The organism is Paenibacillus oralis, assembly GCF_003863965.1.
Classification (GTDB): Bacteria; Bacillota; Bacilli; order Paenibacillales; family Paenibacillaceae; genus Fontibacillus; species Fontibacillus oralis.
The window spans coordinates 7,447,658-7,472,768 of the sequence record NZ_RRCN01000001.1 but is presented as its reverse complement, the minus strand read 5'-3'; the positions used below and the strand labels follow the sequence as shown (position 1 = coordinate 7,472,768).

Here is a 25,111-nt window from a genome sequence, read left to right as displayed (position 1 = left end):
GTATAAATCTGTAAATTCCAACTCGAACCGTGATGTGATTTGTCGTTAAAATCGTGGTCTATAAACAGCCTGCACATTCAAATCGGCCTGCATAGGGGGCAGGTGGCCCCAGCCAAAAGAAAGCGGAACCGTCAAATGAATCTCCGCCTCGGCGGTGAATTGGCTGGCCGAACCCGGCAACGCAGGCGCAAAAGGCGAATTGATAATCTTTACATCTAGCTCGGAAATGCTGTATTCGATCAGGTCTGTGGATTTCCGCACGTATTCTGATCCTTCCTGAACGAGGCCTAAGATTTGACTAATTCGACCATAAATATCGCCGGCCGACCATTGTTCTTGCCACTCGTCTCCGGACCGGACAAACGCGCCTGAATAACTTTGACGCAATCCACTGTAGACATAACTGTAGTTTTCCGTTGCGACAGCAAGTATAGCGCTTTGCGTAGCGTCCCGTACCTGCGCGGCGATGACAGTTAGCCGAAAATATTCAAAAATACCGCAGGAGAAAATCAAGATGAATAATACGACGGTTATCGCAAGTGGGTACCCGCCGCCGGATCGGTTTTTCCAGAAACGGCTCATTTCCAGTACACCTCGGACTTTCCGGTTGCGGCGGCCGACAGTTCAATGGGGAATGAGCCAAAATTTCCGAATAAGCCAATGTTGACGGTTGTTCGCAAAATAACCGTAACTTCTTCGTTGATCTGAACCGTGCCGGTTTTGCTCCATTCGATTGCAGGATTGAGCCCGGTTTGTTCCTGCAGTTCACGGGTCCGCTGCGACGTTTCCTGTCCAATCCTGCCTGCGATTTCCGCCTCGCGTGCCAGTTCATCGGCGAACGTGTTGAGCTGTTGTTGTGCCATAAATACCGGAAACACTTTGAGCGCAAGTGCGATACACAGCATCGCCACAAGTACGATGACAACCACATCGACATAGCCTTCTCCGCGGCGGGAGACGATGACTCGCTGCATAGAAATCCTCCTTTCCTAAGAGTTAAAACAGCTTGCCGAGCGCTTTAAAGATTTCCATGCCGATTATGACCATGTACGTTAGGATGAAACAACCCAGCATAAGGAATGAGTATTTCCGGACTTTACCGGGGCGCTTCATCGCGATTCGTTTTAACCGCTGTATTTCTAACAGTTTGAAATCATGCGCCAGCATCTCGAAATAGACGGTGCCCTGGTCACCGCGCAGGACGGCGAGCAGGCCGCGTACCAGGTCGGATAGCATCGTGCTACTGATCCGGGTTTCCAGCCGTATCAGTGCTGTTTCCAAATTGCCGCTTTTCATATCCGCAATCGTAATTTGCAGCTCGTGGAGCAAGCCTTCACCGGCGTTACTAGCATAGACTTCCAGTATGCGCAAGACATCCCGTGAAGCCTTTAATTCCTGGGAAATAGTAGCGACAAAACGCGGTAGTTCCGCTTCGATTTGTTCCCGTTTTTTTCGGACTAGCTCATCGGCGGAGCGAATTTCTTTAAAAAAGAGGGCAATCGCCAGAAAGATCAATAACGGCGAGAGGAGAGGCAGTAAAGGAAGCAATGCGATACCGGCGCAAAAAATCAGGGTAGCTTTGATGATAGCTTGTGCAACAAAGGCTTCGGGAGTGAGACGGATACCTGCAGAGCGAAGTGTAGCTTCTGTTTTGCGCTTGTAGTAATCGGTGAGCGGCAAACGTTCGGCCAGCCATGTGGACAGACGAAAGAGCAGCACATGCAAGCCGGATGTATTAGTCTTTCTCAGCTTTGCTGCCTGTAAAATGGCTTTTGTATTCGCCCGGGTTGAGACATGAAAAAGATCAGCCAACAATAAATAAGCTCCGGCTGCAAAGCACAGTCCGAAGCCCAAAAGTAGCCCGGTCATGTTCGGGTAACACCTCCTTTACCGTTCCCACTCATCTTCAAAGGGATCGTGATTTGCATGCCAGGGGTTCACAGAAGCATTGTAGTGATCATTTTCCATAACATTCATGGTAATGGCTTCATAACTAGCGGGTCCCTCCGCGACACTCGGTAAATTGCCTAACTCAGCCAGTGAAACAAAACCTTTATTACCGATGATAATATGATCGAGAATGTTGATATTCAGCGGATTAAAAATGTCGACCAATCGTTTCGTCAATTGGAGATCTTCGGATGAAGGTTTCATACTTCCTCCGGGATGGTTATGAGCTAAAATGATTGAGGCACAGTCGCAATTGAGTGCTGCTTTTAAAATAAAGCGTGGATAAATCGGTGCCTGGTCGATACTGCCTACAGCAAGGGTGCGAGTTTCAATGATGTGATTGCCGTTGTCCAAAAAAGCGGCCATAAATCGCTCCCGATCCCGGATACCTTCCAGCAGCGCATTAAAGTAACTTCCGGCGTCATTTGGGGAACGTATAACCTGCTTGGTATTTTCCTCTTCCCATTTCAGGATGCGATAGGCCCGAAGAAAGGCGTTGAGTTGCTCGAGTTTTTTTAGCTGCAACTCGGTGGGTTCCAAGGTAAGGGGACGCTCAAGCACATTCATCAGATTGTTTGAAGAGCCGTATCGTTCCAGCTTGCGGAGCGGGATTTGGGTCAGTTTGTGGACGGACTGAACAAAGTCACGGGCGTACTTCTCCACGGAGGTGAGGTCATCCATACCTGTTCCTCCTTTCATTGTGCGGGCGGGGCATCTGGTCTGGAAAAGTGACGGATCATGACGTGCACGGCCTGCAGCTTCTCTATGCTCGCGGCAGAAAACGACGACCACTCTTGGAGTTGCCGGAAAAAATCGTCCAGCCCATACAATCCAATGAGCTTTTCCAAACTATCGAATTCCTTGGCATCAGCATCAATCAATGTGCCCAGTATAACGGCTATTTCTTTGTCATTCATGGTGTTCCTCCTTATCGCTTGTACTCTAATGGGCGCGTCAGTCGAATGACTGCGGCCAACGAGATGAGTAGAGTCAGGGCGCATAACGCCAGCACAAGTTGACCAGGGGTCGTATGCAATAATGCACGGTGCCAGTCCCGATTCAGGAAATAAAGCAGCGGAATATTGCCGATAAGCAGTAGCGCCATGGTCAGAAACTCTTTGAGCGGTTCGTACAGGGCGACATCCAATTCAGCGGATACAACGCGCATATCCGACAGTTTGCTCACGATCGGCATCAGTGTTGTTTTCAACGTCCGATCCTCCTGGCACGCCATGAGCGCATCACACCACTCCTGAAATACGCTGTTGTCAATTCGTCCGCGCAGCCGCGTCAGCGCCAAGCGCAGATTGGTATGAATTAGTTTGGATTCCGCCAGAAATGCTTGAAACACATCGAAAACAGGGGGATGCAAGTAAGGGAGATTTTCCTCTACGGCGGATATAATGTTCTCGCTGCGGAGATAGGAAGTTGTTATGACGGATAGCGCCGTTTCAAGTTCGGCGTGAAGCCGCTTTTTATAAAACGTGGCAGTAAATAACACCAGCCAGAAGGGCAACATGGCAAAGCCACAGGCCAAAATAGGTAGCAGCCAGACATTGCCGAACAGCAGCGACACCATTGCACCGCCAAGAGCGAGCAAAAGGGAGAGAACGAACAGCCAACCGAGTCGCTGCCCGTTGCCGGTTTGTTGCATGATGGCTGTAGCCTCGGCAATGGTCGCTTGCCAACCTTTCAGCTTTTTCGGCTGCTGCACGGTGCGGATTTTTCGGCCGATGGGTAGCTTGCGGGTTTGCCGATGCTGCATGCGGTCGGCAAGCTCCAGAAACAACTGCCGAGGAGATAAGTGGTGGAGAAGCAGGATGCCAGCGGATAGCCCAACAAAGGAAAACAGCAACAAGAATGTCAAGGCTTTTCACCTCCTGATAACAACTGCTGCAGTATGGAGAACGGCAAGCCATTTTCCACTAAGCGCTTTTGCAGTCCAGGGGAGATATCGTTTACCTTTTCAAAATCGCCTTCGATGCGGATTTGTCCGGCGCTTTCCTGGGTGGAGCGAACAACATAGCGAAATAACGGAACGATTTCCCGGGTTCCATCCGGCAGAATACGGCATTCGGTGATTTCCATGATACGGCGGATGTTGTCTTCCAGTCTTTTGACAAACAGGACGATCGGAAAGGCCTCAGTCACCAGATTGTACAGCGTCTTGTCGTTCATTTCGTATTTCTGTGTACAAAGCGTCACCATCCGGTAATACGTGGCCAGACAAGAATTAGCGTGAGTCGTAGTAATCACCGTATGACCGGTACGGGCAGCCTCCTGGGCGGCAAATGCTTCGGCGGATTTCATTTCACCGACGCAAATGAGATCGGGGTTGGCGGTCAAGGCGTATTCCAGCAGCTTTTCCTGATCAATGTTTTGGCGGGGATCATCACTGGAGCGAGTGACGGTATGCACAACATTGTTCAGCACGTGCCCTTCATCATCGGTTAGCACCAGATCAAACTCTCTGGTGCCGTTTTCGATTGTAAAGATACGTTTATCATTAGGAATCGTGGACAGCAGCCAGCTCATCAATGTTGTTTTGCCGCTGCCGGTTGCTCCGGTAACACAGATAGATAAGCCATATCGCAAGCAAAGACTCAAGAAATCCAGCATATCACCGGTAGCTGTGCCGCCGTGGATAAAATCCTCTCGCGCCAGTTTCTGCGGATTAACAATCCGAATAGATGCGGCGATGCCTTTTTCTTTATCTGTTACCGGCGAACCAAACACGGTAATACGGATATTGTTTGCCAAGTGTCCGCGTACGATGGGCTGAGAGTAGTCGAGGATCATGCCGGACTGATGCAGCAAACGTCGGATGACGTTGAGCGCATGTTCCGGGGAGGAAAACTGCTCATCAGCCGGCATGATGAGGCCATCCGTGTAGCTGATTTTCACGTCATTGTAACTGTTGATGTTAATTTCCTCGACTTCCCGTGAAAACAGATACCGGGTCAAAAAAGAATACTCTACCATTTCCGCATACAGCCGGTCGGCCAGTACGTCAAACGAAAACCCCGGTACATGCAGTCGATGGTCGATCAGGTACTGATTGATATAGGCGATCAGTTGCTGTTTTTGTTCTGCCGGATGACGGCTGAGTAGCGTTGCGTATTTGCTGGAAAGATAGGCTTGCACATCCTTCAATACGTCATCGAATGGTTTGGACTGGCTGGAGAAATAAACTGCGGCTTGATTCATTTCCGTTCACCTCGCCGTTTCCATAACCGTTTTTTGAGCCACTGGCTGACAGAGGAGCTGGTTCGGGCAGGTACTGAGGATGGGCATTCCTCGGGGACAATCAACTGCATCATTTGGGTCAGCCCTTGATGATAAGCCACCGCCTCCTTGCCGGACGGTAGCGGGTCGAGTAAGCATGCTTCGAGCGTTTGCTGCTCCAGGGCTTGAACATACGGAAGATGAAACTGGATGCCGCCGACCACCTGACCGTAGGTGCGGCTGTCCTGATCGGGCCGGAGGTTAGAAAGAATCGGGACCTGTGCGGCGTGCTGAAAGCGGGTGTCGGACAAGAGCGGCAGATTGGAGGCGTAGAACATGATGCTTTTCAAATCGCACGTATGAAACCGAAAAACCGAATCGGCCAGTTCCATCGCTACAGTAGAAAGCAAATTGGCGGACACGTAGCTGACGCAATCGACCAGAACGACATCAGCGGTATGTCTTGCCAAGGTCAGCATATCCACGGCGCGCTCTCGTTCGTAGTTGGCGTAGGTAAATACATGATCCCTTTTCTTGTATCCGAGCAAGCCGAGATGGGGGGTACCTTTGATTGAGAGCGAATAACGAAGCAGGTCTTCTTGAGCCAGCGTGGGTAAACTGAGCAGTTCTCCGAGAGAGCGCTGTTTATTCGCAAATTGTGGAACCAAAAACGGAATAGAGGGGCAGAGCGAGTCGCTAAAGATCGCCAGCACGTCCTTGCTTTTAGCAGCAAGAGCTTGGGCCAGTTTGAGCGTCGTAATCGTTTTTCCGCTGGATGGACTGCCCCAAATAACGACGAGTTTGTTACCCATGGGCGGTGTCCTCCGTGTTCGCTTGTTGGGCTTTAAAATATTCATCCTGTTTAGCGATGAACGTTTGAGCGGTTTTCGCGTCTCCTCGATAGACGAGAGCTGCATGCAGTTTGCCTTTGTTTTCGATATCGGTCAAAAGCACCGCTTGCTCTGGCAGCGCAAGAAGGGTGAGTGTGGAAGGCAGTTCCCTGTCATCCTCGGAAGTTTCTTCGTTGTTTCCAGTTTGAGCGTCGAGACCGCTGTTAGTCGTTACCGACAGCACCTCCACATATTTGAGTTCCGGGGGCAGGGTGGTCGAGCGAAGATCACCGTAGTCCGCGGCAATCAGGCTGATAATGTCGCCGGGTTGCAGTTTGCCCGACAGTCCTGCTGCAAGACTTTTGATCGTGACGGATAATGCTTGCTTTTGTCCGTCCAAACGCATGAGGTAGGCGTCAAGCGGAGCGGCCGATAGCTTGGACGGCAGCAAATAATCACTCTTCTTGAGATCTGTCGCGGCATATTTTCCGACTACATCATCGACGGATTTCAGCACTTCTTGCGGCAGATGAAACGCTCCTACTTCGACGGTTTCCACTTGTTCAGGTTTGATCGGTGTTCCTTTGTCTACGTCTTCGATGACGCGCACAATATCGATTGTCTCGCTAGCACTTCGATTGAGCAGCGGGGCAATGCCGAAGCAAAGAATCAGGGAGAGGATAATGCAGCATGCTCCAAGGACGGAGCGGTTTTTGAACCAATTCATAAACGGTTGAAGCCTCCTCGTTCAACAAAAATAGAGCAGCCAAAACGCCGCAAAGCCGCCGGCCGAAAGAAAAGGGGCCAGCGGCAAGGGAGTTTTTGCGGCTTTTGTCATACCGCCTTGAACAGCAAGTCCGGCGGCAAAGAAGAGTACAAGCGACAAGCCTAGAACACTCTGCAGTAAGCCGCCGGCGGGTCCCAGCACAAAGCCGGAAGCTGCCATCAGCTTGATATCGCCGCCACCAATCTTCCCGTTGGTGATGATGGCCGCAAGCAAATAGGGCAAGCTGGCGACAACAAGCCCGGTAACGGCCGGGATAATGGAAATTTCCAACATACCAACGCCGAGGATCGCAAGCGGCAGCCTGTTCGGAATTTCACGGGTGCGGATATCATGGAAGCTGATTACTAGAAGCAAGGCACCAAACAATAAACCTTTGCTAAGAAGTAATAGATCAGAAAGCATTACGGTATTCACTCCGTCAGCGGCCATTCATCCAGGCAACGATAAGGGTACATCTTCTGGCTTTTGATAAAGCGCATCATAAATATAACTTGATCAAGCACGGACAGATTGTGCCGATCTTTGGTCGTCATCATCACCGAAGCGGATACTCCGATCAGGAAGACGACCACGGCCATTGGCACACCGCCCCAAACGAGCCATAGCACGACGGCGATAAGGGAGGCAGCTAGCGATCCAATGACCGTTTGTCCGAGTTGACGTTGACCGAAGCCGGGAAACCATTCCGCTTCCGGTTTCACGCCAAGTGGGATATAAAGCGATTGATCTTCGGACGACATATAAGAAGCACTCCTTCGGGTTTACTGGTAGTAAAACAAAACGATCTCTTTGATTTGCCAGATGCATTCCGCAAGCACATAAAAAAACGTCACGTTACGGGCACGTTTTTTGTAGCGGGTAGCCTCTTCGTCGGCTCCGGCCAATCGTACCATGCAGTAAATAAAGCGGGCCGAGCAACCCAGACGAATCAGGACAATGAGCGCCTGCGCCAATTCTTCCAAGGTGACCATAGGATCACCCGGCCTTCATCATCTTGCGGGCCATGCCAATCAGCCTGACGCTATGATACACATTGTTCACAATGCCGCCTCCGCCGCCTGTAGTGATCAAGAAATCCGAAAGGAAACGTGGCGTACGAATAGCCAGCACCATACAGGCCATGCCCCAGAATACGTGATTTTGCAGCATCAGCCCGACGCCTAGCTTGGCCAAGGCGATCTGAATAACGACCGCCAACATGGATTGCATGAATTTTTGGGCGTATGCACGAAAGACGCCTCGGTCATTGTCTAGCAGTCCGGCGCAAGCAAGTGGAATCCCGACACGCAAGATGAACATTTCCAGTCCCCGCATCAGGAATTGAAAATAGAGAATGAAAAAGCATATGACAAAAATAAGCCCGAAAATCGCGGTTACAAGCCCCGCCGAACTGATGGCATCTATCCAGACTTGCCAGTCATAATTGGTTGATTGCCCAATCGCGTTTAGCAGCAAATCGGTCAGCTCTCCCACGATTTGAGCCAGCCAGGAGTAAATGGTGGGAAAACATATGGCAACCGCCAAAGCCCGAAAGAAGTTTGTTAACAAAAAAAGCGGTTCTTCGTCCGGGTCGCCGTCCGTCCACAGTACATAGATTTCAAAGCCTTTCTTTAAAAACTTGAGAATCATTAGAGCGATGCCAAACGAAAACAGAATGTCGTACAAACTTTCGGCAAGGTCCACGCCGGTAGATAGCGACATGAACCGTTCCGCGTATAAGGAAATCGGCATAATGTCTTTTAACAGCGTGTCCATGTAAATCAGGGCACCGTTCAAAATCGCGACGATGAGCAATAGCAGGATTTTCTCCATCGCCTTCTCCTTTTCACGAGGTTGCTTTGATCACCGTAAGGATCCCCCGTAATCGAACATATCTTTAATCCGCTCCGTTAACGTAGGCAGAATCGTGTCTTCAAACAAAAGGTACAGACCTGCCAGCACCAGCGCCCCGATAACAACACCCATCAGGATTTTAACCGCCGTATCGACAAACCCTTCACCGCGCCGATTACCTAGCGCTTGCTTGGTCCGAGCAACCGAGTGGATAATTTTCTTTTTCGCAGCTTTCAGCCATTGTTTCATATTGGGTAACCTCCTAAATGGTATGAAAAATTGAAAAAGCCTGCCGTATTCCAGCAGGCTTGTCTTACTTGTAATAGCCAATGATGATGTTCAGTGTAGCTGAGCCAAGTACCGCGCCAATGCAAGAGATAACGGCAGCAATGATCCGATTATTCCATTTTTTCTGATCCATCTCGTCCGCTGCGGACCGGCGGATAAAAAAGTAAATGATGAGCACACCGGACACGACAGGGGACAAAATCATCAGCCAAGTAGTCACATCGTTAATCAATTTTTCCGTGCCGGTAGCCAGCTTGCTGCCCTTGATGTCAGAGGCGAAAGCGGAGGAAACGGACGAAAAGAAAAAGTGTCCCGCCCAAGCCGCAGATAACGCCAACCGAAGTGCCGCTTGTCCTCCTTTTTTCAATCGTCGAACGAAAAAGGGGAAAAACCGTTTTGCGCGGCCGCCGCGCGCTGCTGCTCCGCCAGTTGCCGGGTGATGTCCTTGTGGTAGTACACCCATATGTTCCATAGTTTCACCTCCTCTCTCGTGTTGGTCCGAATCGGCCGCCGCACTTCCCGTTCCTCTCGCACTTTGCGGTTATGCTCCTTGTCCCCGAGCCCCATCATGCGGTTGAATGCCCATTGGCTGAGATCGGGAGCATACATCATGGCCGGATGACTGCGAGAGAGGACGATTTGATGAGGACGCGAGATTCGCCGCACTTCGTCCACGGTGAGCAGCTTGCGTTCCAGCAAATTCAGCGAATGTGAAGTGCTTGGTGTCGAGTATTTGCCGTGCGATGAAGAGAGCGAATAGCTGGAGGTGGTGTACGTCCCCAGTTTTTCGCTAATCTCTCGCAAAGTTTCGAGGTCATCAGCTTGCAAGTAAATCCATGTCTGGCAGTTGGACTTGATCGTGCTGGCTGCATGGGCATCGTATTTTTCCTTGAGCTGCTCGAAGCTTTGCAGAAACAGGTTGAAGCGCATCCCGCGTCCACCGCCGACCGTCAGCTTGTTCGTGAAGTCGGCAATCGGCGTAAAGTTGCCAAACTCGTCCAACAGGAAGTTGACGCGCCGTTTCAGCCGCCCGCCGCGCTTATCGGCCTCGGCGGTCAGCAGTTCATAAAGCTGCGAAACCATCAGGGATGCAACAGGGTAGAACGTGGTCTTTTCATCCGGCAAAACAATAAAAAGCGCCTGCTTCTTTTCGCCGAGCTCGGCTAAAGAAAAGTCGCTTTTATGGGTAATGGCATATATGGACTTGGAGGTAAACAGCCGCAGCGTCGTTAACGCTGACGTGTAGAAACTGCCCTTGGTACGGGAGGGGGCGATATCGGAGATGCTGAGCAGCGCTCGGGCCGGATGATGTTGCGGTAAACGTTTGACGTACTCTTGCATCGGCGTTTTGTTGCCGATTTGCTTGTTCATCTCGGCCAGAAACCAGTACGCATTGGTCAGGTTCTGGTATTCGGGACGTTTGATATTATCCCATACGACACTGAGAATGGAAGCGGCGATAACCGACATTTCACCGTTGGTCCAGATCTTTTCACCTTGCGCTTTGCCAACCAAGACATTCGTCATATCCCAAGCAAGCATTTCGGCCTGCTCCTGATCATCGGCAAGGGCGGCATCGATAATCGGCTGGAGCAAATTGTAGTGATGACTTTTTTCCGGATGGCGGAAGTCGAGTTCCAGCACCTCGTAGCCGAGCTTCTCTAGCATAGGGCCACTGTAGTGAAGCAATTCCGCTTTCGGATCGGAAATGACCATGGATTCGCCAGCGAGGGCTAGCAGACCGATGGATTGCAGCACAACCGAACGGGATTTGCCGCTACGGGTTGCGCCTATACACAGCGTATGGACATCATCGCCGACATAGTAAAGCTTCTCACGTCCGCGTTCCTGACTCATTCCCAGCACGATGCCGCCGGAGTTGAGGCTGAGCGGTTTGGTCGCGTCTGGTGGTGGTGAATCAGGTTTGGGGATCGTTTTCGGATAAAACAGCCTCATCATGCCAATCCTCCTGTTTCGGCGGTTTCAGAAAGTTTAAGTCGTCATAACCGGTATCGATCAAATGTCGGATCAGCGGATGGCGAAGATCGAGCGAATAATGGTCAAAAGCTCGAGGCCATTCCTCTTCCTTTAACCAGCGAGCCGACCCGTGTTGATGCTGCCCGGTCGGAATCGGTGTTTCGATGCCGGGAGCCACCCGTTGCAGCTTGCTTTGGTAGGGCCGGCTATTGGTCGTGAAAAACAGCACAGTAAGCAACAAAATAAAGCCTTGCAGACAGACGAACAGCATAACATGCTGGCTGTTGGATATCAGACTGGACAGACATGACTCGAGGGTTGGCCATGTAAGTCGGGAGGTGTAGCCGGACAACAGACGATGAAGGACGGTGCTGATAAAGAGATTGGGTATGCCCCCAATCCCGAACAATAGCAAGGAAACTGCCCATTTTTGCTTCGTTTTCACAGTTCCAGTTCCTCGGTCGGTTCAAAAAAGTCGTCCGGCTCAGGTTCTTTGGCAGATAACGACAAAAGAGAGGGATTAGCAGCAGGGGAGAAGGTAGGGTTTTTCTGTTCATGGGATTGCTCCGCAATCTGGTCCAATTGAAGTTGTAAAAACAGCGATTTGGGTGCGGGACGGTCGTGGATATGTCCCCACTCTTCGGTGTGTTGGTTATGCATTGCGACATACAGCGGGTCGTCCACGCAAAGTGTGTGCAGCAGACTGTCTTCATTGACCACCTGCGCCATGACCGCAGGATGAGAGGCAGATAACTCATAGATTGGAACGGCACAATGGTCCAGCGGATAATACAAATATTCGCCATGGTTAGCAGCTTGCTCTTGGGCCATGTCCGACAAGCAATGACTAGCGACAGTCTGGTGTACGGCAAGCTGCCATTTTCCGCCGCTCTCCAAAAAATACAGTCCATTATGGAGAGGTTGGCTATTTGTCACCGTTCCCCAAGGTGTATTTTTTGGAGCCTGCAGTGAGCCGAAGTATTCTGGAGCGAAAAACTTGCCATCCTCGGCAAGCTTCTCCTGGCTGCCGCAGCGCTCCTTGAACTCGGGATCCGAAATCGCATTTTTCTGGAGCAATTCGTAGGTGGGAACTACGCTTTTGGCATCGTCAAAGTATACATGGTCACTGTGTTGTTCCCCGATATTGAGCGCTTTTTGGCTTAACAGTTCTTTGGCGTGATCGGCGTCGATGACGATTCCGCTGCCCCGTTCGGCTATCATTTCATACACATGCAGGGCAATCTCCGCGCAGGTCAAAATGTTGCCCCAAATGGAAATCTCCGGTTTGGACATAAGGAGTCCTCCTTTCAGCGATCTTCGGCAAGCTCCAGTGCATCCGGATTACCGTCGTAATCGTAGGCGAACTGCTGGTCGTAATCCAGTTGGATATCCCGATCACTCAGTTCGGGCAGTAAATCTTCCAGTTTCTCAATCAGAATCTGCGCTTGTTCAAATTGCTCGATGGTTTTGTCGTTCGGACTGATGAGGAATTTGACGATTTCGTCATGGATAAGGATGAGTTCGTTTTCGCTGAATAGCTTCTTTTCATCCACCAGTCCACTGCGACAGGCGAAGCTTTCCAGCGCCTGTTCCTTGTCGTAGAAGTATTGCCGCTGCACCGGCGTATTGTTGTCCGGGGATAGACGATACGTAGAAAAGACGTATTCAAACAGCGGATGGTGTTTGCAGGCAAGGACGACATCACCGTAGTCGCAAAGTTTATACACGCCATTTGCAACCTTGGGCGTATTCTCGGTATACGGTTTTTCGGTGCATATCCCAAGCTGAAGCGCTGTTTTTCGGGCTAAGTCTTGGATTTGTGATATCAACCGATCCGGGACCGTCACGAACGGATTGCGTTCGACTGTATCCATGCGGGTATAGAAGGCGACGAGTTGGTCTTTCCAAAAGAGATCGGCCAAATAATCTGCCGAAGTCGAGCGTTGGACTTCGATTCCCTGTTCAGCCAGGGTCGTGAAGTACGCTTTGTAAAATTCACTTTTACTTTTCATCTCATCATCATTCCTTTCGGATGGGACGACGGTAAGTCTTGTGAGAAGGTTGAAATTAGTGTGGATCCTGCAATTCGATCATTTACTTTCTCGGTCGTTTTTTTGATCAGGGCGAGTAGAGAAGGGGGCGGGGGTTACTTTCGTTTGGTTGGGCTTGTTAGATTGAGCGGATTTTCGGCGTGGGGGCTGTTTCATTAACTGTTCCAGGCCTTGCAGATGGCCATCTGTGAAAAGCATATTTATTCGTCCTTTCGGGTTTTAAAATAGGTTTCAATGATTACCGCTCCATATCGCGATCCTTATGTCGGAGCAGCCATTCCTTTTTGGCGAGCTTGGATAAGTCTCCGCCCATGACTCTGGCCTTGTCGTCGTAATTTAGTTCTGCACGCATCATCCACCCTTCCGCTGCGGTAAGCAGTTTTAGCAGCATTTGCTCGGTCAGCGCATATCGCCGATCGACTTCTCGAAAGCTCGACGTGGCCTCCTTCTCCAACTGAATCATCGTACGGACGGTTTGCAGGATACGGTTAGCAATACGTTTTTCTGCTTCATTTCGATAGCTCGTGCGGAGCGTTTCTAACCAGTCTGGATGGTTGTTGTAGAGCATAGCCAGCTTCAACTTGGCTTGCACATAATTCTCAACCATTTGCGCCAAATACCGATTGTCATTCAGTAAATCTTTAACCATTGCATTCACTCGTAACTTGGCTTCCGGGGGCAGTAGCTTGTAGGCAAGCCTGCCGTTTTTCGGCATGTTCCGGCGAAGTTTAAATAACTTTTTGGCCCATTGCTTGACCGAAGCGGGTTCGATCAGGTGGTGCTTGGGGAAGCGGAGAAGGGAATCCTCGTCTTCTTGTTCAAATCGATGCTGTAAAGCTTTGAAAGTCCTTGGGTTTAGTCGCTTCATATAGGCTTCAAATTCCTCAATGATACTGTCTGTCACTTCCATGATGCCAGATTTGAACTGGTCGCGTTGCGCACAAAATTCTCTGATTTTGTACGCGAAGGTGTCTTTGATGAGTTGTTTGCGAATGCGGTTCGGAATTTCGGGGTGGGTGAAGTTTTTCGTGATGGTTTGCGATTTGTCCCAAAACACCACGTGAAGGTGTGGATGATTGCGCTCATTGTGGAAGGCAGCAGCCCAGCACAAGTTTTCGATCTTGATCTGGTTATGAGCGGCAAGGGTGGAGATATGCTGTTCGATATATTGTTGCCAATCGGTGAAATCCGTTAAACCGAGTTCAAGCGCAGTCTCGGTCCGAAATGAAATGACACTGCGGTACATATTCTTGCCTTCCCGCGAAATCTGCCGGGCGATCCGTGCGACTTCCTGCCAGGAATCGAATGCCTGCAGACTGCCGGGCTTAAGTTTACCAAACAATCCGTGACTCAGGTTTTCATGCCGAACCGCACCGGGACGAGTGGCAATATACCCGATATGCACATAGTTGCCGACCGCAGTTTTCGGGTGATTGGGATGGAAGAACCGCTGCTTATAGATCAGCGATATCGCCATCACCTCCACGCAACCGTTCCAAATTGCGTTCGAACGTATCGCCGGAGAGGAACAGCTTTTCCGCATCGGTCAGCTTCATCTTGGTGTATTCGACCGCAAGCTGCCGCGCTTTCCGTTCAATTTCCCGAAAGGTGGTATAGCGGTTTGTATCGATTAAGTCGGCAATGATTGCAATCGTGGAATAATACGCTGCGGCGGACATGATGAGATCCTTGCTAGCAAGTCCAGCCAGTCGATTGCTGAGTCCGTTTATGGCAATCGAGATTTCTTGCCGGATGATACCAGTGATGAAATCAATCTCTTCTGTATAGGCTTCTACGGACATTCCTTTTTGTACAAATGCCCGCACAATATCCGCCATGCTCAGATGCTTGGAAGCGGCGTATTTCTTCAATGCCTCATACTGCTTTTTGGGAAGCTTGACGGTGATCTGGACCGTTTTTTCATTTTGGGCCAACGGCACCACCTTCCTTTTGAAAATTCCGTCAGTGACATTCGATCATCGGGGCAAATCCGCTAAAAATGTCGGTGGAAGCTCTGCTTCCACGCGGTGTTTCACGCAAAATGACATTTTGCTATTCCTGCCTTTACACCCTTCCAAGAGGCGGGCCTCTTGGGGGGGAGGAAGGTTCATATACCCAATGAAAAAAAGGATAGAGGGGCATAGTTCTGTCACTCCTTCTAAATGTCCTTGCATATCAGAAAACAATTTCTCCATATGTTTAAAATGATTACTTGACATAGTTTTTGATTATAAGGGAATGTGTGCGAATAATTTTTTTGAGAAGCAAATATCATATTAATGTTGTATAGTAAATATTGGTGGAATAATATTCATCCTTACATATCATTGATTGATGGGAGAGGGTAAAAATGACAAAAGGAAAAAAGTATGAAAAGTACATTAAGGAATTTATAGAAAAGTGGGGTAACTCTCTCAGTATCGTGTCTAAGAAAGGGCACATTGAATGGGTAGAAGACCAGCATAAAATAGTCGGTACTTCTGGCGGTCGAGTGGGCATTTGATGTTGCCTTTTTGATAAAAGATAACAGAGGACAAGAACATAAATTTTTAATAGAAGCGAAGAATTATACTACCTCAAAATTGACTCCCGGGGAAGTGGCTGAACTAGCGGGAAAAGTATCCGAAATTACTAGAGTTGCTGGTGTAATTCTAATTACAAATAACGATTTAAGTAAAAAATCAGAAATGGTTGCCACACATAAAGGATTTGAATGCTGGAAGATGCCTTTTAACGACACGGATAGTGGCTATTTTATTGTAAAAAAAGATTTAATTGAGACATTCGATGAAGAAACATATGATACCCCAAATAGAGTAACGGAAGAATCATGGATAGAAATCACTTATTCAGATGGAAGAGTTGAACGAAGGAATATGTAGTAGGTCTAAAGTGAAAGACCATAAAGGAAGTACTAAAACATGTCCGAAAATGATACAAAATTATTAAACATGAATGGGTGGACAAATAAGAAGCCTGAGGCTTGGCCGCAGGCTTACCGGTGCTTCCTGAATTACTAACAATATACAGAATGCGGTTCAATCTGTAAATAATCATGTATATTAAGAACACTTTATATGGGATATCACCAGTATTTAACTATTGTTCATCTTTGGTCACGGGCCGAATAGGAAGCATGTCGAAAATGTCCTTTATGGTAAGCTTTGATTCCAGCAGACGTCGCTCCAAAATAGAATAGAATGTAGAAGGTGTCGATTCTAACAATACATCATGAAAAAGACTCCTGATTTTCTCCGCTATTGTTACTACTTCTTCAGGTAACCAAACATTCATCTCCTTAGAAGGACTAGCGGCAAAATGAACTTTCGTCACAGAACTAATAATCATAAATTTATTTTGAATTTCTTGACTTTGAAATCGTTCTGCAATCCAACCAAGATGGTTATAAGACTGGCCGATCTCACTTTTGCTGTAAGTAGGAGATTTATCTTTTCCAACTTTGCTTTCGTGTGAGATGACGTATTCATGCGAAATCCATAGAATATCCGGACCGGTTCCTTCTGATTTATCAGGGCGGGAGGATTGGAAGCCTAAATATTCTCCGAGCCATCTGACAGCTTCCTCATATTGAGGCGCTGAAACTGATGTCCAGTTTTTTAATGGTTGAAGACGTTCATCCATTTGAGAAATAGATCCGTAATTCAAATCTCCCCTCGCACTTAACGTTGCAACGATTCTACCTACTTGCGATTCCTTCTCTATAATAATTGGTGATGGCTTGGCAGGCTTTTCAAAGTTGGGTAACGCACCGATTGATTTAGAGCATCCGGCAGCACGCCCAAAATAATGGTTAGCAGCCCCAACATTTCCACTTTTCAAATAACAGTATCCAATCCAATGCAAGTGCCAACCGCTGAGTGTTTTATCATAAGCTCCGACCTGTCCAGATATTTCTTCCAAACTTCTTGCTGCTTTTTCATATTCTCTGTTCCAAAAAAATCTGATGAATTTTCTCTCTGAAAGAGCAATGGTGACTGGTAATAATGCATTATCTGCGGTTGAATCTACATCCGATTGGAATACTACCGAGTTGTCCTTAACTTCTTGTTCATGAAGTTTAAGCCAACCATCTTCTCGGGAAAATACGGCGGTTTCATACGCTAGTAGATCTTCAACTGAAGTTAAGGAAGCTGTTATTCTTTGTCCAAGATCTAATTGGGCTCGTATAAATTTAGGCAATCTTTCTCGATTTTCGGAAAGAGTGATCCATTCTGCTAGATCATTCCCCATTAAGAAAACAATACCGTGGTCATCATTCCCTCGCGAAATTCGCCCTAATGATTGAACTACTCTTGATGCGATTGTACCCTGTAAGGCTTTGGTTTCTCCAAGTGCGCTCCACATAAATTTTTCTAGGTGGCCGGAACCTGCTGGTAAGCCATCAATAACTAAAGTACGACATGTATCATTTGGAAAATCCATACCCTCAAATCGAGCTGGGGCAACCAATATCCCATTCTTAGCGGCTTTAAACTCATTTACACGATCTGTAAAATCATCACTAGAAAATGCCATCTCATACTTACGCCACTTCTGAGCACGTTTATCGCTTGTTGGAATTATAAGTACTTTTCGATTAAGACTATACTGTATGATATGATCGAACCACTGCTCCGAAGTAATGTTTTTGTTCATGTACGGTGTTACAATAAACCGTTCTGTTTCACCCGCACGAGTTTTTGGAGAAATTGTAGTCCCAGGCTCAAATCCAAATGTTCGAATAAATTCTGCTTTATCCTGAACTGTAGCTGATAAAAATACCTTGCGAGTAGTATCATTCATGAAAGCAAGTTCATGTACTGGTGGTAGAAATGGTGTTATTTCAATACTATTTGAAGTGATGAACAAGCTACACAAGTCCAGGTTATCTTTTAGATGCTCCCAGGCGTACCTTGTATCCTTCTCTCTAGATGCAACTCCTTCTTCCTTTAAAACATCTGCTACCTGCTCATAAATTTGATTCCATATAAATAGTGGTACAAATAAAACACTAGGGTCGGTTTCATCATCAACAACTACTTCAAATGTTTCATTACGATAAACTTCTTTAAAATAACTCCGAGATAAATTCGTTATTAGCTTATATGTGTCAGGAAATTCATTACGTTTTAAGTGAAGCGTAAAGTTTTCACGGATAATACTGGATGCAACATGGGCATCATCAAACAAAAGGCCGCGGATAGGTTTTCGTGCAAGTCTGCTCAGGCCATTAAATAAGGCTTGATATGTGGTTAGACATTGAACATCTCCCATGTTGAATTCTGCTTCATTTACTAAGTTACCTCGATAATATGTAGCTGCTTTCATCCCCATCGATGATGCAGCATCAGCTGTTTGCTGAATCAATTGGATAGAACCACATAGGTATAAAATGCGGCCTCTAGTCTCATTCACCAGGCTTTGGCCTTGAAGGAGACCAATTGCTGTTTTGCCCCCACCGGTATTTAAGTTTGTTGATATATTTGGCTGGGTGCGAATTTCGTTCCATTCCTCAAGGGCGAGATACTGACCACGCCAGAGGTCATTCATACCTCCACTTCTTGAAAGACTATCGTATAATTTTATTGGATGTGTCTCTCTTGTTTTATCTGAAGTTTTAAGAAATTGAGAAAAATCAATAGGCATAAGCACACCTCCCAATTCTAGTTTTTATGTTAATTATACCCATTGTTTGATACACTATAAAGATTATATCAGGTCAATAGTTACCCTGATAAGAATAGATAATGTTATCTTCTTCATAATTAAAAAATAGTTGTTGGACACTATCTTAAATGACACTTCTTATATTTTTTTCCACTTCCACAAGGACAAAGGTCATTCCTACCTATTTTTTGTAGGCCATTTTGTCTTTTATAACTCATGATTCTTGATTCGGCATATTCATCAGCTAGCTGACTTAATATATCAATTTTTTCTGATGGAATGTCCGCGGGTGTTAGTAATTCAAAATCTATAGCATATAAAATGTCTTTCTCATTAAAATATAAATGAATGACTAGACGTGACGACTCCTGATTTTGTAGAATTGCAGCTAATGCATAGTCAGTAACATATTGATGTTCCAATTCTCTGAGATATGGTTGATGACAACACATTGAGTAATTTGCTTCACCAAAGCAACTTGCAATTGTCATCCTTTTAGTTTCTTTTTGACGTATTAATGTATTATTTATTGCGTCACAGAACCATTGGCGGGCTTCATCAGAAAGATCCAACAAAAAAGTCGAGAGTATGGTTCTTTTCCGGATATTAGATGTATCAAGGTAATTAATTATTTCTTCAATCCTTCTCGGAATCTCTTGCTTTGGTTTAATTAATTTCATGTTTTCATTAATCAGATTTGCGAAGTAAGAATCAATTTTCTCCCTATAACCATACCAGTTGATATGGTCAGAGTCCATCTGATCAGCCGTTATAGAATACATATTATGTGACATGTACAATCCATAGTGATCCAACTCGTCATTCAAAGCAACTTTGCTTTGTGTAGCCAACTTTCGTTGTTTTAGAAAGTGAAGAAAGACGGATGGAGAGTCGAATAAATCTGAATATACTCTAAGATCATCAACAGCTATTGAGACAGTGTCGTTTTTCATTTTCAGAAATTTTAATTTATCAGCTTTGGCAGCGAACTCATTAAAGTTATCTAATGAAATACACATTTGTGTAATTTCATCAAAGTCAGAAATGCGTATAGTAGCTTTCTCAATACGTTGTTCATTATAGATTTTCACTGTCTCTTGTGATTTAAGATATTTAAGCGTCCTTTCTGTTTGGCTGTCCGCTTTTGCAATCAATGTTTGCAAAGATTTAATATGAGATTCGATATCAAGCATAGGTGATGTATAAGTATAAGATCCGCTCTTAACCTCGATAATAATTAAATTATTATCGTATAATACAAGTAAGTCGTTTTCAGCACATTGTTTCAGAGAAGTGCCAATTGGATAGTAGTTGGATTGAAAAACAATACATCCTGGTAGTAACTTTTTAAAGAGATTTATTATAATATCTTCAGTTGCTTTAGCTTGTATATCTTTCCATTTGACTTTGTAATCATGGTCTAAATCTGTAATTGTTTTTTGGATAACTCGGTAAATATTATCGAAAACGTTGTAATAATCAAAACAGTAATATTTTTGATCAATCTTTATAAAAGGTTTTCTATAAATAGGCATTTCAATGACTGGCCATCCGGGAAATTGATTTCTTGTGAAATAATTATTACATTGTCCGAGCGACCAAGACAGATTTTCTAGAAAGATTTGACTCCAATCTGTTAGCTTATTTAAATCATGTAAGCCGGCTCCTAGGAAATCTTCAGCAAATTCATCTCTAAGATTTTTCAGTTCTTTGTCACTTTCAATAATTTGCAATGCATCTTCTTGATCAACTATATCAACTTTTTTCTGCTCAAATAACTCCATTAGGTATTCTAATTTGTTCATACTCTGTAGCATTCCTTGAGAAAGGGATTGCTGAATGTTTTGAAGTCCTTCTAACAACTGGGCTACAGAAATGTTGAATATTTTTTGTAACTCATCTTTATGAGGGGTTAATAAGTCCTTAATATGAGTAATTTCATGGACCGCGTAACGATCACCTCTGTGAAAATTGGCAGCTTGTGCTTCAATTAAAAATGAAATATAGTCTGGGTCGGATGTAATCATGTTTTTTGCATGATGAACTGTGTAGTAGTACATAAAGTTCTCGTACACAGAATAAAGCTGCTGTATTTTATCAGAGATTTCAAAAAAAACATAACTTTGATCTTCAAGTTCATTGGAAGAATTCAAAGGGGTTGAGGCAGCTAAAACGCTTTGTATATACTCCAATTCTCTACCTATGTGAACATTTTCTTTAGATAATTGAACTTCCGATTCAATTCCGATTAATGATTGAATGAATCGGGAGTGAGCGTATTTTAAAAGACTAAGTGGATTACATTGTATAATTAATTTCCTAATATCTGAAACAAGAGAATTAATGATTGAGACTTGTTTGTCATAGCTGCTCTCTATTTTTTTCATTAGTTCTTCATGTTGTTCGGCTGTGATATTGTTTTGAAAGTAAACTAGTTTACCGAAACGAGTGATTTGAAAAGGACCATGCTCAAAGTAATCATCGGGTTTAATTACCTTTTGTTTTTTACCCATTGAAATCCTCCATATTAAATAAATGGCCTATAGAACTAGAGATTCTTATTCAATTAAATGTAATAATCAATGGTTAATTCTGTGCTATCATCTTCTGGAGACAGAATAAAATCGAGAGGTACAGTTTTGCAGTCGTTTAGATATTCATAAATTCTATCTTGAAGATGTTTTAATCCAGGCAGCTGGTTAATTGCTATAACTAATAATTCTTTAAATTTCATCTCATTTTTCTCTTCAAGATATAAATTGGCTATGACGAGGATTAGAGTTACTTCAATTGAATTTGGCAACAACAGTTTTTGGCTTTTGTAGCTCTGCTTTTTATATCTCATAAAAGTAAGTTCACTTGTATTTGCATCCCAACTCCAAATGTCTTCCTTAAAGAGAGCTACCACCATTGCCTGGATAGAACATTCATTGAATAGCTCTTTATACTTTTCAATTGTTACTTGAAAATTAGGAAGGGCTGATTCTTTGACGATGAACTTGTGATAGAGTACATAAAGAGCGTACATATCTAATTTGTCAGCTGTTTTTGATATTGGAATTAGCTTTTCATATAGTTCAAGCAAGGGATGTAATTCGAACTCAAACACATTTTTCTTACTATAAATCATAGATGTGATGTAACCTACAAAACCTTCAAACTTTTTTGATGCGTATTCTGGCTTAAAGCCTGTCGTGTTACCTAACCAATACTGCGGTGCCAAATTAACGTGAACTAAACCTGGCAATTCGTCATGCCAGTTATACTCCTCTTTTTCTAAAAATGGTTGTGTATTAATGAAGCTAGTGATGACGTGTAAAGTTAATCTTATTAGTCCTCTATAGGTGAGAAATGGTTCTGCATTCTCGTGAAATACCTCGCCTGTTGCCATTCGTGGCATTTTAGCCTCCTTTTTCATAGTTTCAAGAGCATGAACAAAACGGGATCGTTGATTATACGTATTTATTAGAGCTATTCTCAGATCAAGCTTTTTTATTGCATACTTCGCTTCAAATGCTTCATCTTGAAAAAAAATATCATCAATATTTTGAAGAATAAAATTGATAAACCTAGCCTGACTTTTTAAGTTCGCTGATTTAAGTAACACGGTCCGAATATTTTCAGATAGCTCTTCATTATTAATAGTAGAGAGCAAAATATCTAATTTTATCCTAACATTTTGATCGTAATCATCCCAAGTTGGTGTAAATCCATCGAAGTTTTGTGCTAATGATTCTAAGCAATATACAAGTTGTGAAAATGCAAGGTCTATATTTGTATTTAAATGCAGTAACGAATGATATGTATTCCGGTAACATGCCAATATTCCAGAATACACTTTACGGGGCAAACCAATTAATTTCTCAACTGATATTATAAAATCTTCAACATCAGCATTAGTCCCATAATTTTCCTTGTTAAAAAAATTGGAAACTAAAGAAAGTGGACTGTTACTCAAGTCGTTTTCCTTTGGGTTACTAATACAGTATGTTTTTATTAGATCAGGGTCTCTCGAAAAAATAGATTTAAGTTTTATACTACATAAGAAAATAAATTGTTCAATTATCTCATTATCACCAGCAGCAACTAGAATCCCTCCCTTGGGCATCTTGTTTTCATATATAAATAAGTATGTCTCAACCTGATCGTCTCCATATAAAATAGGTTCTAGCCTCCCAACAGTAGTTTCTATGATTGAATGGTATTTAAAGTTTGAATACAAAACTGCGGTCCGTTTTGTAATGTGCAATTCATTCTCTTCGAAAAATTTTCCTGAGCTGATTTGTAACATAGTATTTGCTCCGTTCATGATAATTGTAAAATGATAGATTAGGAAACATGGCCCTTCTTCCTTAATTATACAGATTATTTTATTAGATACTAGGCATCATGACCCATTTCTTCGGATATTGGATTATCCTCGACTTTTGATAATAATTATGTCTTACTGCATTTACGCTACTCTCTAAGAGGAGGCTTCTTAAAAGAGCTGGAAGGCAAAGGAACTAGAAATGAGAAACAAAAGAGAATAATTATTAGTACTGGCTACAACATCTTTAATCTATACCTGGCAAGGGGGATATAATTCAGACTTATGATACGTTTTTGGGAAGATTTAGAAGGGAATTTATATAGTTCTGTCGAACTATATCACTAATTAAAAGCAAAGCGACTTAAACCATAAGGAGAACTTTAAAAATGTATTTATCAGAATTGAGTATTTGGAACTTTAGAAAGTATGGTTCTAGTGTGACTCAGACCGAATCTGGTAAGACTGGGCCAGGATTGTCAGTAAAGTTTAATTCTGATCTAAACATAATTGTAGGAGAGAATGATTCAGGTAAAACAGCAATTATTGATGCTCTGAAACTTGTTTTAACAACTCAGAGTAACGATTTCATTAAATTAGAATATGAAGATTTTCATATGCCATTTGGTGAAACAATGGAAGAAAAAAGGACAGATTCCTTAGAAATTCAATGCATATTCAGGGGGCTTAAACCAGAAGAAGCCAAGAATTTTCTTGAGTGGCTGAGTTTTGAAAGTGTTGATACAGAAAAGAATTATTTTTTGAAAGTTACTTTAAAAGGTCGGCGCAAGGGGAGAAGAGTATATTATGATGTCAAAGGTGGAACTGATGAGGACGGTAGTCTGATGAACAGTGAAGCCAGGGCTTTATTAAAATCAACATATCTAAAGCCATTAAGAGATGCTGACTATGAGATGGCTCCGAGGAAAAACTCTCGACTCTCTCAGATATTGGATAGCCATCAGGCTTTTGAAGACAAAGAGCATCATCATCTAAAAAAGGTGATGTTACAAGCTAACGAAATGATTCTTAATTATTTTAAAGGTAAAGATGATAAGGAAGTTTTTGAGGATCAAAATGGAAAACTTTTGCTCGATAAAATCAATACATACTTAAAAGAGTTTTCCGCAACTGATTTGCCGTTGAACTCAGTTTTTTCCATATCTGATATGAAGTTGCGAACTATTTTAGAGAAACTTAGTTTAGAATTATCAATTAATAAATCAGGACTCGGCTCACAAAATTTACTTTTCATCGCCGTAGAATTGTTGTTGCTTAATCGTGAATATTATACTGGATTAAAAATTGCACTTGTTGAGGAAATTGAAGCGCATATTCACCCGCAAGCACAACTAAGACTAATTGATTTTTTGCAAAAAGAGTCCTCTGATTTAGGTGTCCAATTAATTCTGACTACACATAGTACTGTTTTAGCTTCTAAAGTACCATTAAGAAATCTAATACTATGCAATAATGGTAAATGTTTTTTGATGGACTCGGAAAGCACAAAACTAGAAATAGGAGACTATTCGTTTCTTGAAAGATTTTTAGATTCCACAAAAGCTAATTTATTTTTTGCTAAAGGGGTTATTTTGGTTGAAGGTGATGCTGAACATCTTCTTGTACCAACTATTGCGGAGCTTATTGATAGACCATTATCAAAATATGGGACGACTATTGTAAACGTAGGTAGTACAGCCTTTTTACGTTATAGTAGAATTTTTCAACGAAAAAATGAGACATTTGGGAAAATGAATATTCCTGTTTCAATTATTACTGATAACGATATTGAACCTGTATTTTCATCTAATGAGAATGAGGTCATAAATATAGATCAAGTTGAGCCGTCGAGACAAAGAAAAATCAATCTTTACAATGGTCAGACTGTAAGTGCGTTTGTCTCTCCTTTCTGGACACTGGAGTATGACTTAATAGCTGGTGGCAATTTAACGGGAGAATTTTACAAGGCAGTATTATACGCAAAAAAAATCCAGAATAGTGACAAGTATGGTTTGACTGAAGAAAAGAAGGCACAGTGTGACAATGAGGTCGAATTAGTTTTGAAAGAATTACAGATAGTGGATTTTCTAAAGAGAGGATTTCGTATGAAATATACAAAAATGTGATGTTAAAAAATAATGATACTGTGTCAAAAGCAATCACTGCCCAGTGTCTGGCTGAAATCCTTAGTCAG

27 protein-coding genes are annotated in these 25,111 nt (G+C 44.1%); 3 read left to right on the top strand and 24 right to left on the bottom strand.

Going from position 1 to position 25,111, the window contains the following annotated elements:
• Window positions 1-45: 45 nt before the first annotated feature.
• From EHV15_RS33170 to EHV15_RS33070, 21 genes are all read right to left on the bottom strand, one after another.
• Window positions 46-582 (bottom strand): hypothetical protein, encoded by a 537-nt coding sequence (locus EHV15_RS33170; RefSeq protein WP_128635022.1) that lies wholly within the window; start codon window positions 580-582, stop codon window positions 46-48.
• Window positions 579-974, bottom strand: a complete 396-nt coding sequence (locus EHV15_RS33165; protein ID WP_128635021.1) for a DUF4320 family protein — start codon at window positions 972-974, stop codon at window positions 579-581. The genes EHV15_RS33170 and EHV15_RS33165 overlap by 4 nt, the downstream gene beginning before the upstream one ends.
• A gap of 22 nt (window positions 975-996) precedes the next feature.
• The gene (locus EHV15_RS33160) at window positions 997-1,869 is read right to left on the bottom strand and encodes a secretion protein F (protein WP_128635020.1); all 873 of its coding nucleotides are present in this window, start codon (window positions 1,867-1,869) and stop codon (window positions 997-999) included.
• Between the two features lie 18 nt (window positions 1,870-1,887).
• Complete coding sequence (locus EHV15_RS33155) at window positions 1,888-2,631, bottom strand: JAB domain-containing protein (protein WP_128635019.1); 744 nt, start codon at window positions 2,629-2,631, stop codon at window positions 1,888-1,890.
• A 14-nt stretch (window positions 2,632-2,645) separates the two neighbouring features.
• A complete protein-coding gene (locus EHV15_RS33150) occupies window positions 2,646-2,867 on the bottom strand; it encodes a hypothetical protein (RefSeq protein ID WP_128635018.1) in 222 nt (73 codons plus the stop codon).
• A gap of 11 nt (window positions 2,868-2,878) precedes the next feature.
• Window positions 2,879-3,817: a hypothetical protein gene (locus EHV15_RS33145; RefSeq protein ID WP_128635017.1), complete on the bottom strand. Its 939-nt coding sequence runs from the start codon at window positions 3,815-3,817 to the stop codon at window positions 2,879-2,881.
• Window positions 3,814-5,157, bottom strand: a complete 1,344-nt coding sequence (locus EHV15_RS33140; protein ID WP_128635016.1) for a CpaF/VirB11 family protein — start codon at window positions 5,155-5,157, stop codon at window positions 3,814-3,816. Before EHV15_RS33140 ends, EHV15_RS33145 begins: the two co-directional genes overlap by 4 nt.
• Complete coding sequence (locus EHV15_RS33135) at window positions 5,154-5,987, bottom strand: ParA family protein (RefSeq protein WP_128635015.1); 834 nt, start codon at window positions 5,985-5,987, stop codon at window positions 5,154-5,156. Before EHV15_RS33135 ends, EHV15_RS33140 begins: the two co-directional genes overlap by 4 nt.
• The gene (gene cpaB / locus EHV15_RS33130; RefSeq protein WP_128635014.1) at window positions 5,980-6,732 is read right to left on the bottom strand and encodes a Flp pilus assembly protein CpaB; all 753 of its coding nucleotides are present in this window, start codon (window positions 6,730-6,732) and stop codon (window positions 5,980-5,982) included. Before cpaB ends, EHV15_RS33135 begins: the two co-directional genes overlap by 8 nt.
• Window positions 6,733-6,753: 21 nt before the next feature.
• Complete coding sequence (locus EHV15_RS33125) at window positions 6,754-7,194, bottom strand: prepilin peptidase (protein WP_128635013.1); 441 nt, start codon at window positions 7,192-7,194, stop codon at window positions 6,754-6,756.
• An 8-nt stretch (window positions 7,195-7,202) separates the two neighbouring features.
• Window positions 7,203-7,532, bottom strand: coding sequence for a hypothetical protein (locus tag EHV15_RS33120; RefSeq protein WP_128635012.1), 330 nt, complete (start codon window positions 7,530-7,532; stop codon window positions 7,203-7,205).
• Window positions 7,533-7,553: 21 nt separating this feature from the next.
• On the bottom strand, window positions 7,554-7,763 hold the full coding sequence (locus EHV15_RS33115) for a mercury transporter (protein ID WP_128635011.1): 210 nt from the start codon (window positions 7,761-7,763) through the stop codon (window positions 7,554-7,556).
• Window positions 7,764-7,767: 4 nt separating this feature from the next.
• Window positions 7,768-8,604 carry a conjugal transfer protein TrbL family protein gene (locus EHV15_RS33110; protein WP_128635010.1) on the bottom strand — a complete coding sequence of 279 codons (837 nt, stop codon included), beginning with the start codon at window positions 8,602-8,604 and terminating at the stop codon, window positions 7,768-7,770.
• 30 nt (window positions 8,605-8,634) lie between these two features.
• A complete protein-coding gene (locus EHV15_RS33105) occupies window positions 8,635-8,874 on the bottom strand; it encodes a DUF6133 family protein (protein ID WP_128635009.1) in 240 nt (79 codons plus the stop codon).
• A gap of 64 nt (window positions 8,875-8,938) precedes the next feature.
• Window positions 8,939-9,250, bottom strand: a complete 312-nt coding sequence (locus EHV15_RS33100; protein WP_218571259.1) for an Mbov_0395 family pilin-like conjugal transfer protein — start codon at window positions 9,248-9,250, stop codon at window positions 8,939-8,941.
• Window positions 9,251-9,276: 26 nt separating this feature from the next.
• A complete protein-coding gene (locus tag EHV15_RS33095; RefSeq protein WP_218571258.1) occupies window positions 9,277-10,872 on the bottom strand; it encodes a VirD4-like conjugal transfer protein, CD1115 family in 1,596 nt (531 codons plus the stop codon).
• Complete coding sequence (locus EHV15_RS33090) at window positions 10,832-11,335, bottom strand: TRAG family protein (RefSeq protein ID WP_178076026.1); 504 nt, start codon at window positions 11,333-11,335, stop codon at window positions 10,832-10,834. The genes EHV15_RS33095 and EHV15_RS33090 overlap by 41 nt, the downstream gene beginning before the upstream one ends.
• Window positions 11,332-12,183 (bottom strand): hypothetical protein, encoded by an 852-nt coding sequence (locus EHV15_RS33085; protein WP_128635008.1) that lies wholly within the window; start codon window positions 12,181-12,183, stop codon window positions 11,332-11,334. Before EHV15_RS33085 ends, EHV15_RS33090 begins: the two co-directional genes overlap by 4 nt.
• 14 nt (window positions 12,184-12,197) lie before the next feature.
• Window positions 12,198-12,902: a hypothetical protein gene (locus EHV15_RS33080; RefSeq protein WP_128635007.1), complete on the bottom strand. Its 705-nt coding sequence runs from the start codon at window positions 12,900-12,902 to the stop codon at window positions 12,198-12,200.
• 277 nt (window positions 12,903-13,179) lie between these two features.
• On the bottom strand, window positions 13,180-14,418 hold the full coding sequence (gene mobP3 / locus EHV15_RS33075) for a MobP3 family relaxase (RefSeq protein ID WP_128635006.1): 1,239 nt from the start codon (window positions 14,416-14,418) through the stop codon (window positions 13,180-13,182).
• Entirely contained in the window at window positions 14,396-14,875 is a 480-nt protein-coding gene (locus tag EHV15_RS33070) for a hypothetical protein (protein WP_128635005.1), read from the bottom strand. The genes mobP3 and EHV15_RS33070 overlap by 23 nt, the downstream gene beginning before the upstream one ends.
• Window positions 14,876-15,291: 416 nt before the next feature.
• Between EHV15_RS33070 and EHV15_RS36780 the strand changes: the two genes are divergently transcribed.
• Together EHV15_RS36780 and EHV15_RS33065 are read left to right on the top strand one after the other, a co-directional pair.
• Window positions 15,292-15,444, top strand: a complete 153-nt coding sequence (locus EHV15_RS36780; protein WP_178076025.1) for a hypothetical protein — start codon at window positions 15,292-15,294, stop codon at window positions 15,442-15,444.
• Between the two features lie 10 nt (window positions 15,445-15,454).
• The gene (locus tag EHV15_RS33065) at window positions 15,455-15,823 is read left to right on the top strand and encodes a restriction endonuclease (RefSeq protein WP_178076024.1); all 369 of its coding nucleotides are present in this window, start codon (window positions 15,455-15,457) and stop codon (window positions 15,821-15,823) included.
• A gap of 217 nt (window positions 15,824-16,040) precedes the next feature.
• Here the strand turns inward: EHV15_RS33065 and EHV15_RS33060 are convergent, their stop codons facing one another.
• From EHV15_RS33060 to EHV15_RS33050, 3 genes are all read right to left on the bottom strand, one after another.
• Window positions 16,041-18,587, bottom strand: a complete 2,547-nt coding sequence (locus EHV15_RS33060; protein WP_128635003.1) for a helicase C-terminal domain-containing protein — start codon at window positions 18,585-18,587, stop codon at window positions 16,041-16,043.
• 140 nt (window positions 18,588-18,727) lie between these two features.
• Window positions 18,728-21,121: a YecA family protein gene (locus tag EHV15_RS33055; protein WP_128635002.1), complete on the bottom strand. Its 2,394-nt coding sequence runs from the start codon at window positions 21,119-21,121 to the stop codon at window positions 18,728-18,730.
• A gap of 53 nt (window positions 21,122-21,174) precedes the next feature.
• Window positions 21,175-22,899 carry a hypothetical protein gene (locus tag EHV15_RS33050; protein ID WP_128635001.1) on the bottom strand — a complete coding sequence of 575 codons (1,725 nt, stop codon included), beginning with the start codon at window positions 22,897-22,899 and terminating at the stop codon, window positions 21,175-21,177.
• Between the two features lie 407 nt (window positions 22,900-23,306).
• Here EHV15_RS33050 and EHV15_RS33045 point away from each other — a divergent pair, with 407 nt between their 5' ends.
• Entirely contained in the window at window positions 23,307-25,043 is a 1,737-nt protein-coding gene (locus EHV15_RS33045; RefSeq protein WP_128635000.1) for an ATP-dependent nuclease, read from the top strand.
• Window positions 25,044-25,111 lie beyond the last annotated feature (68 nt).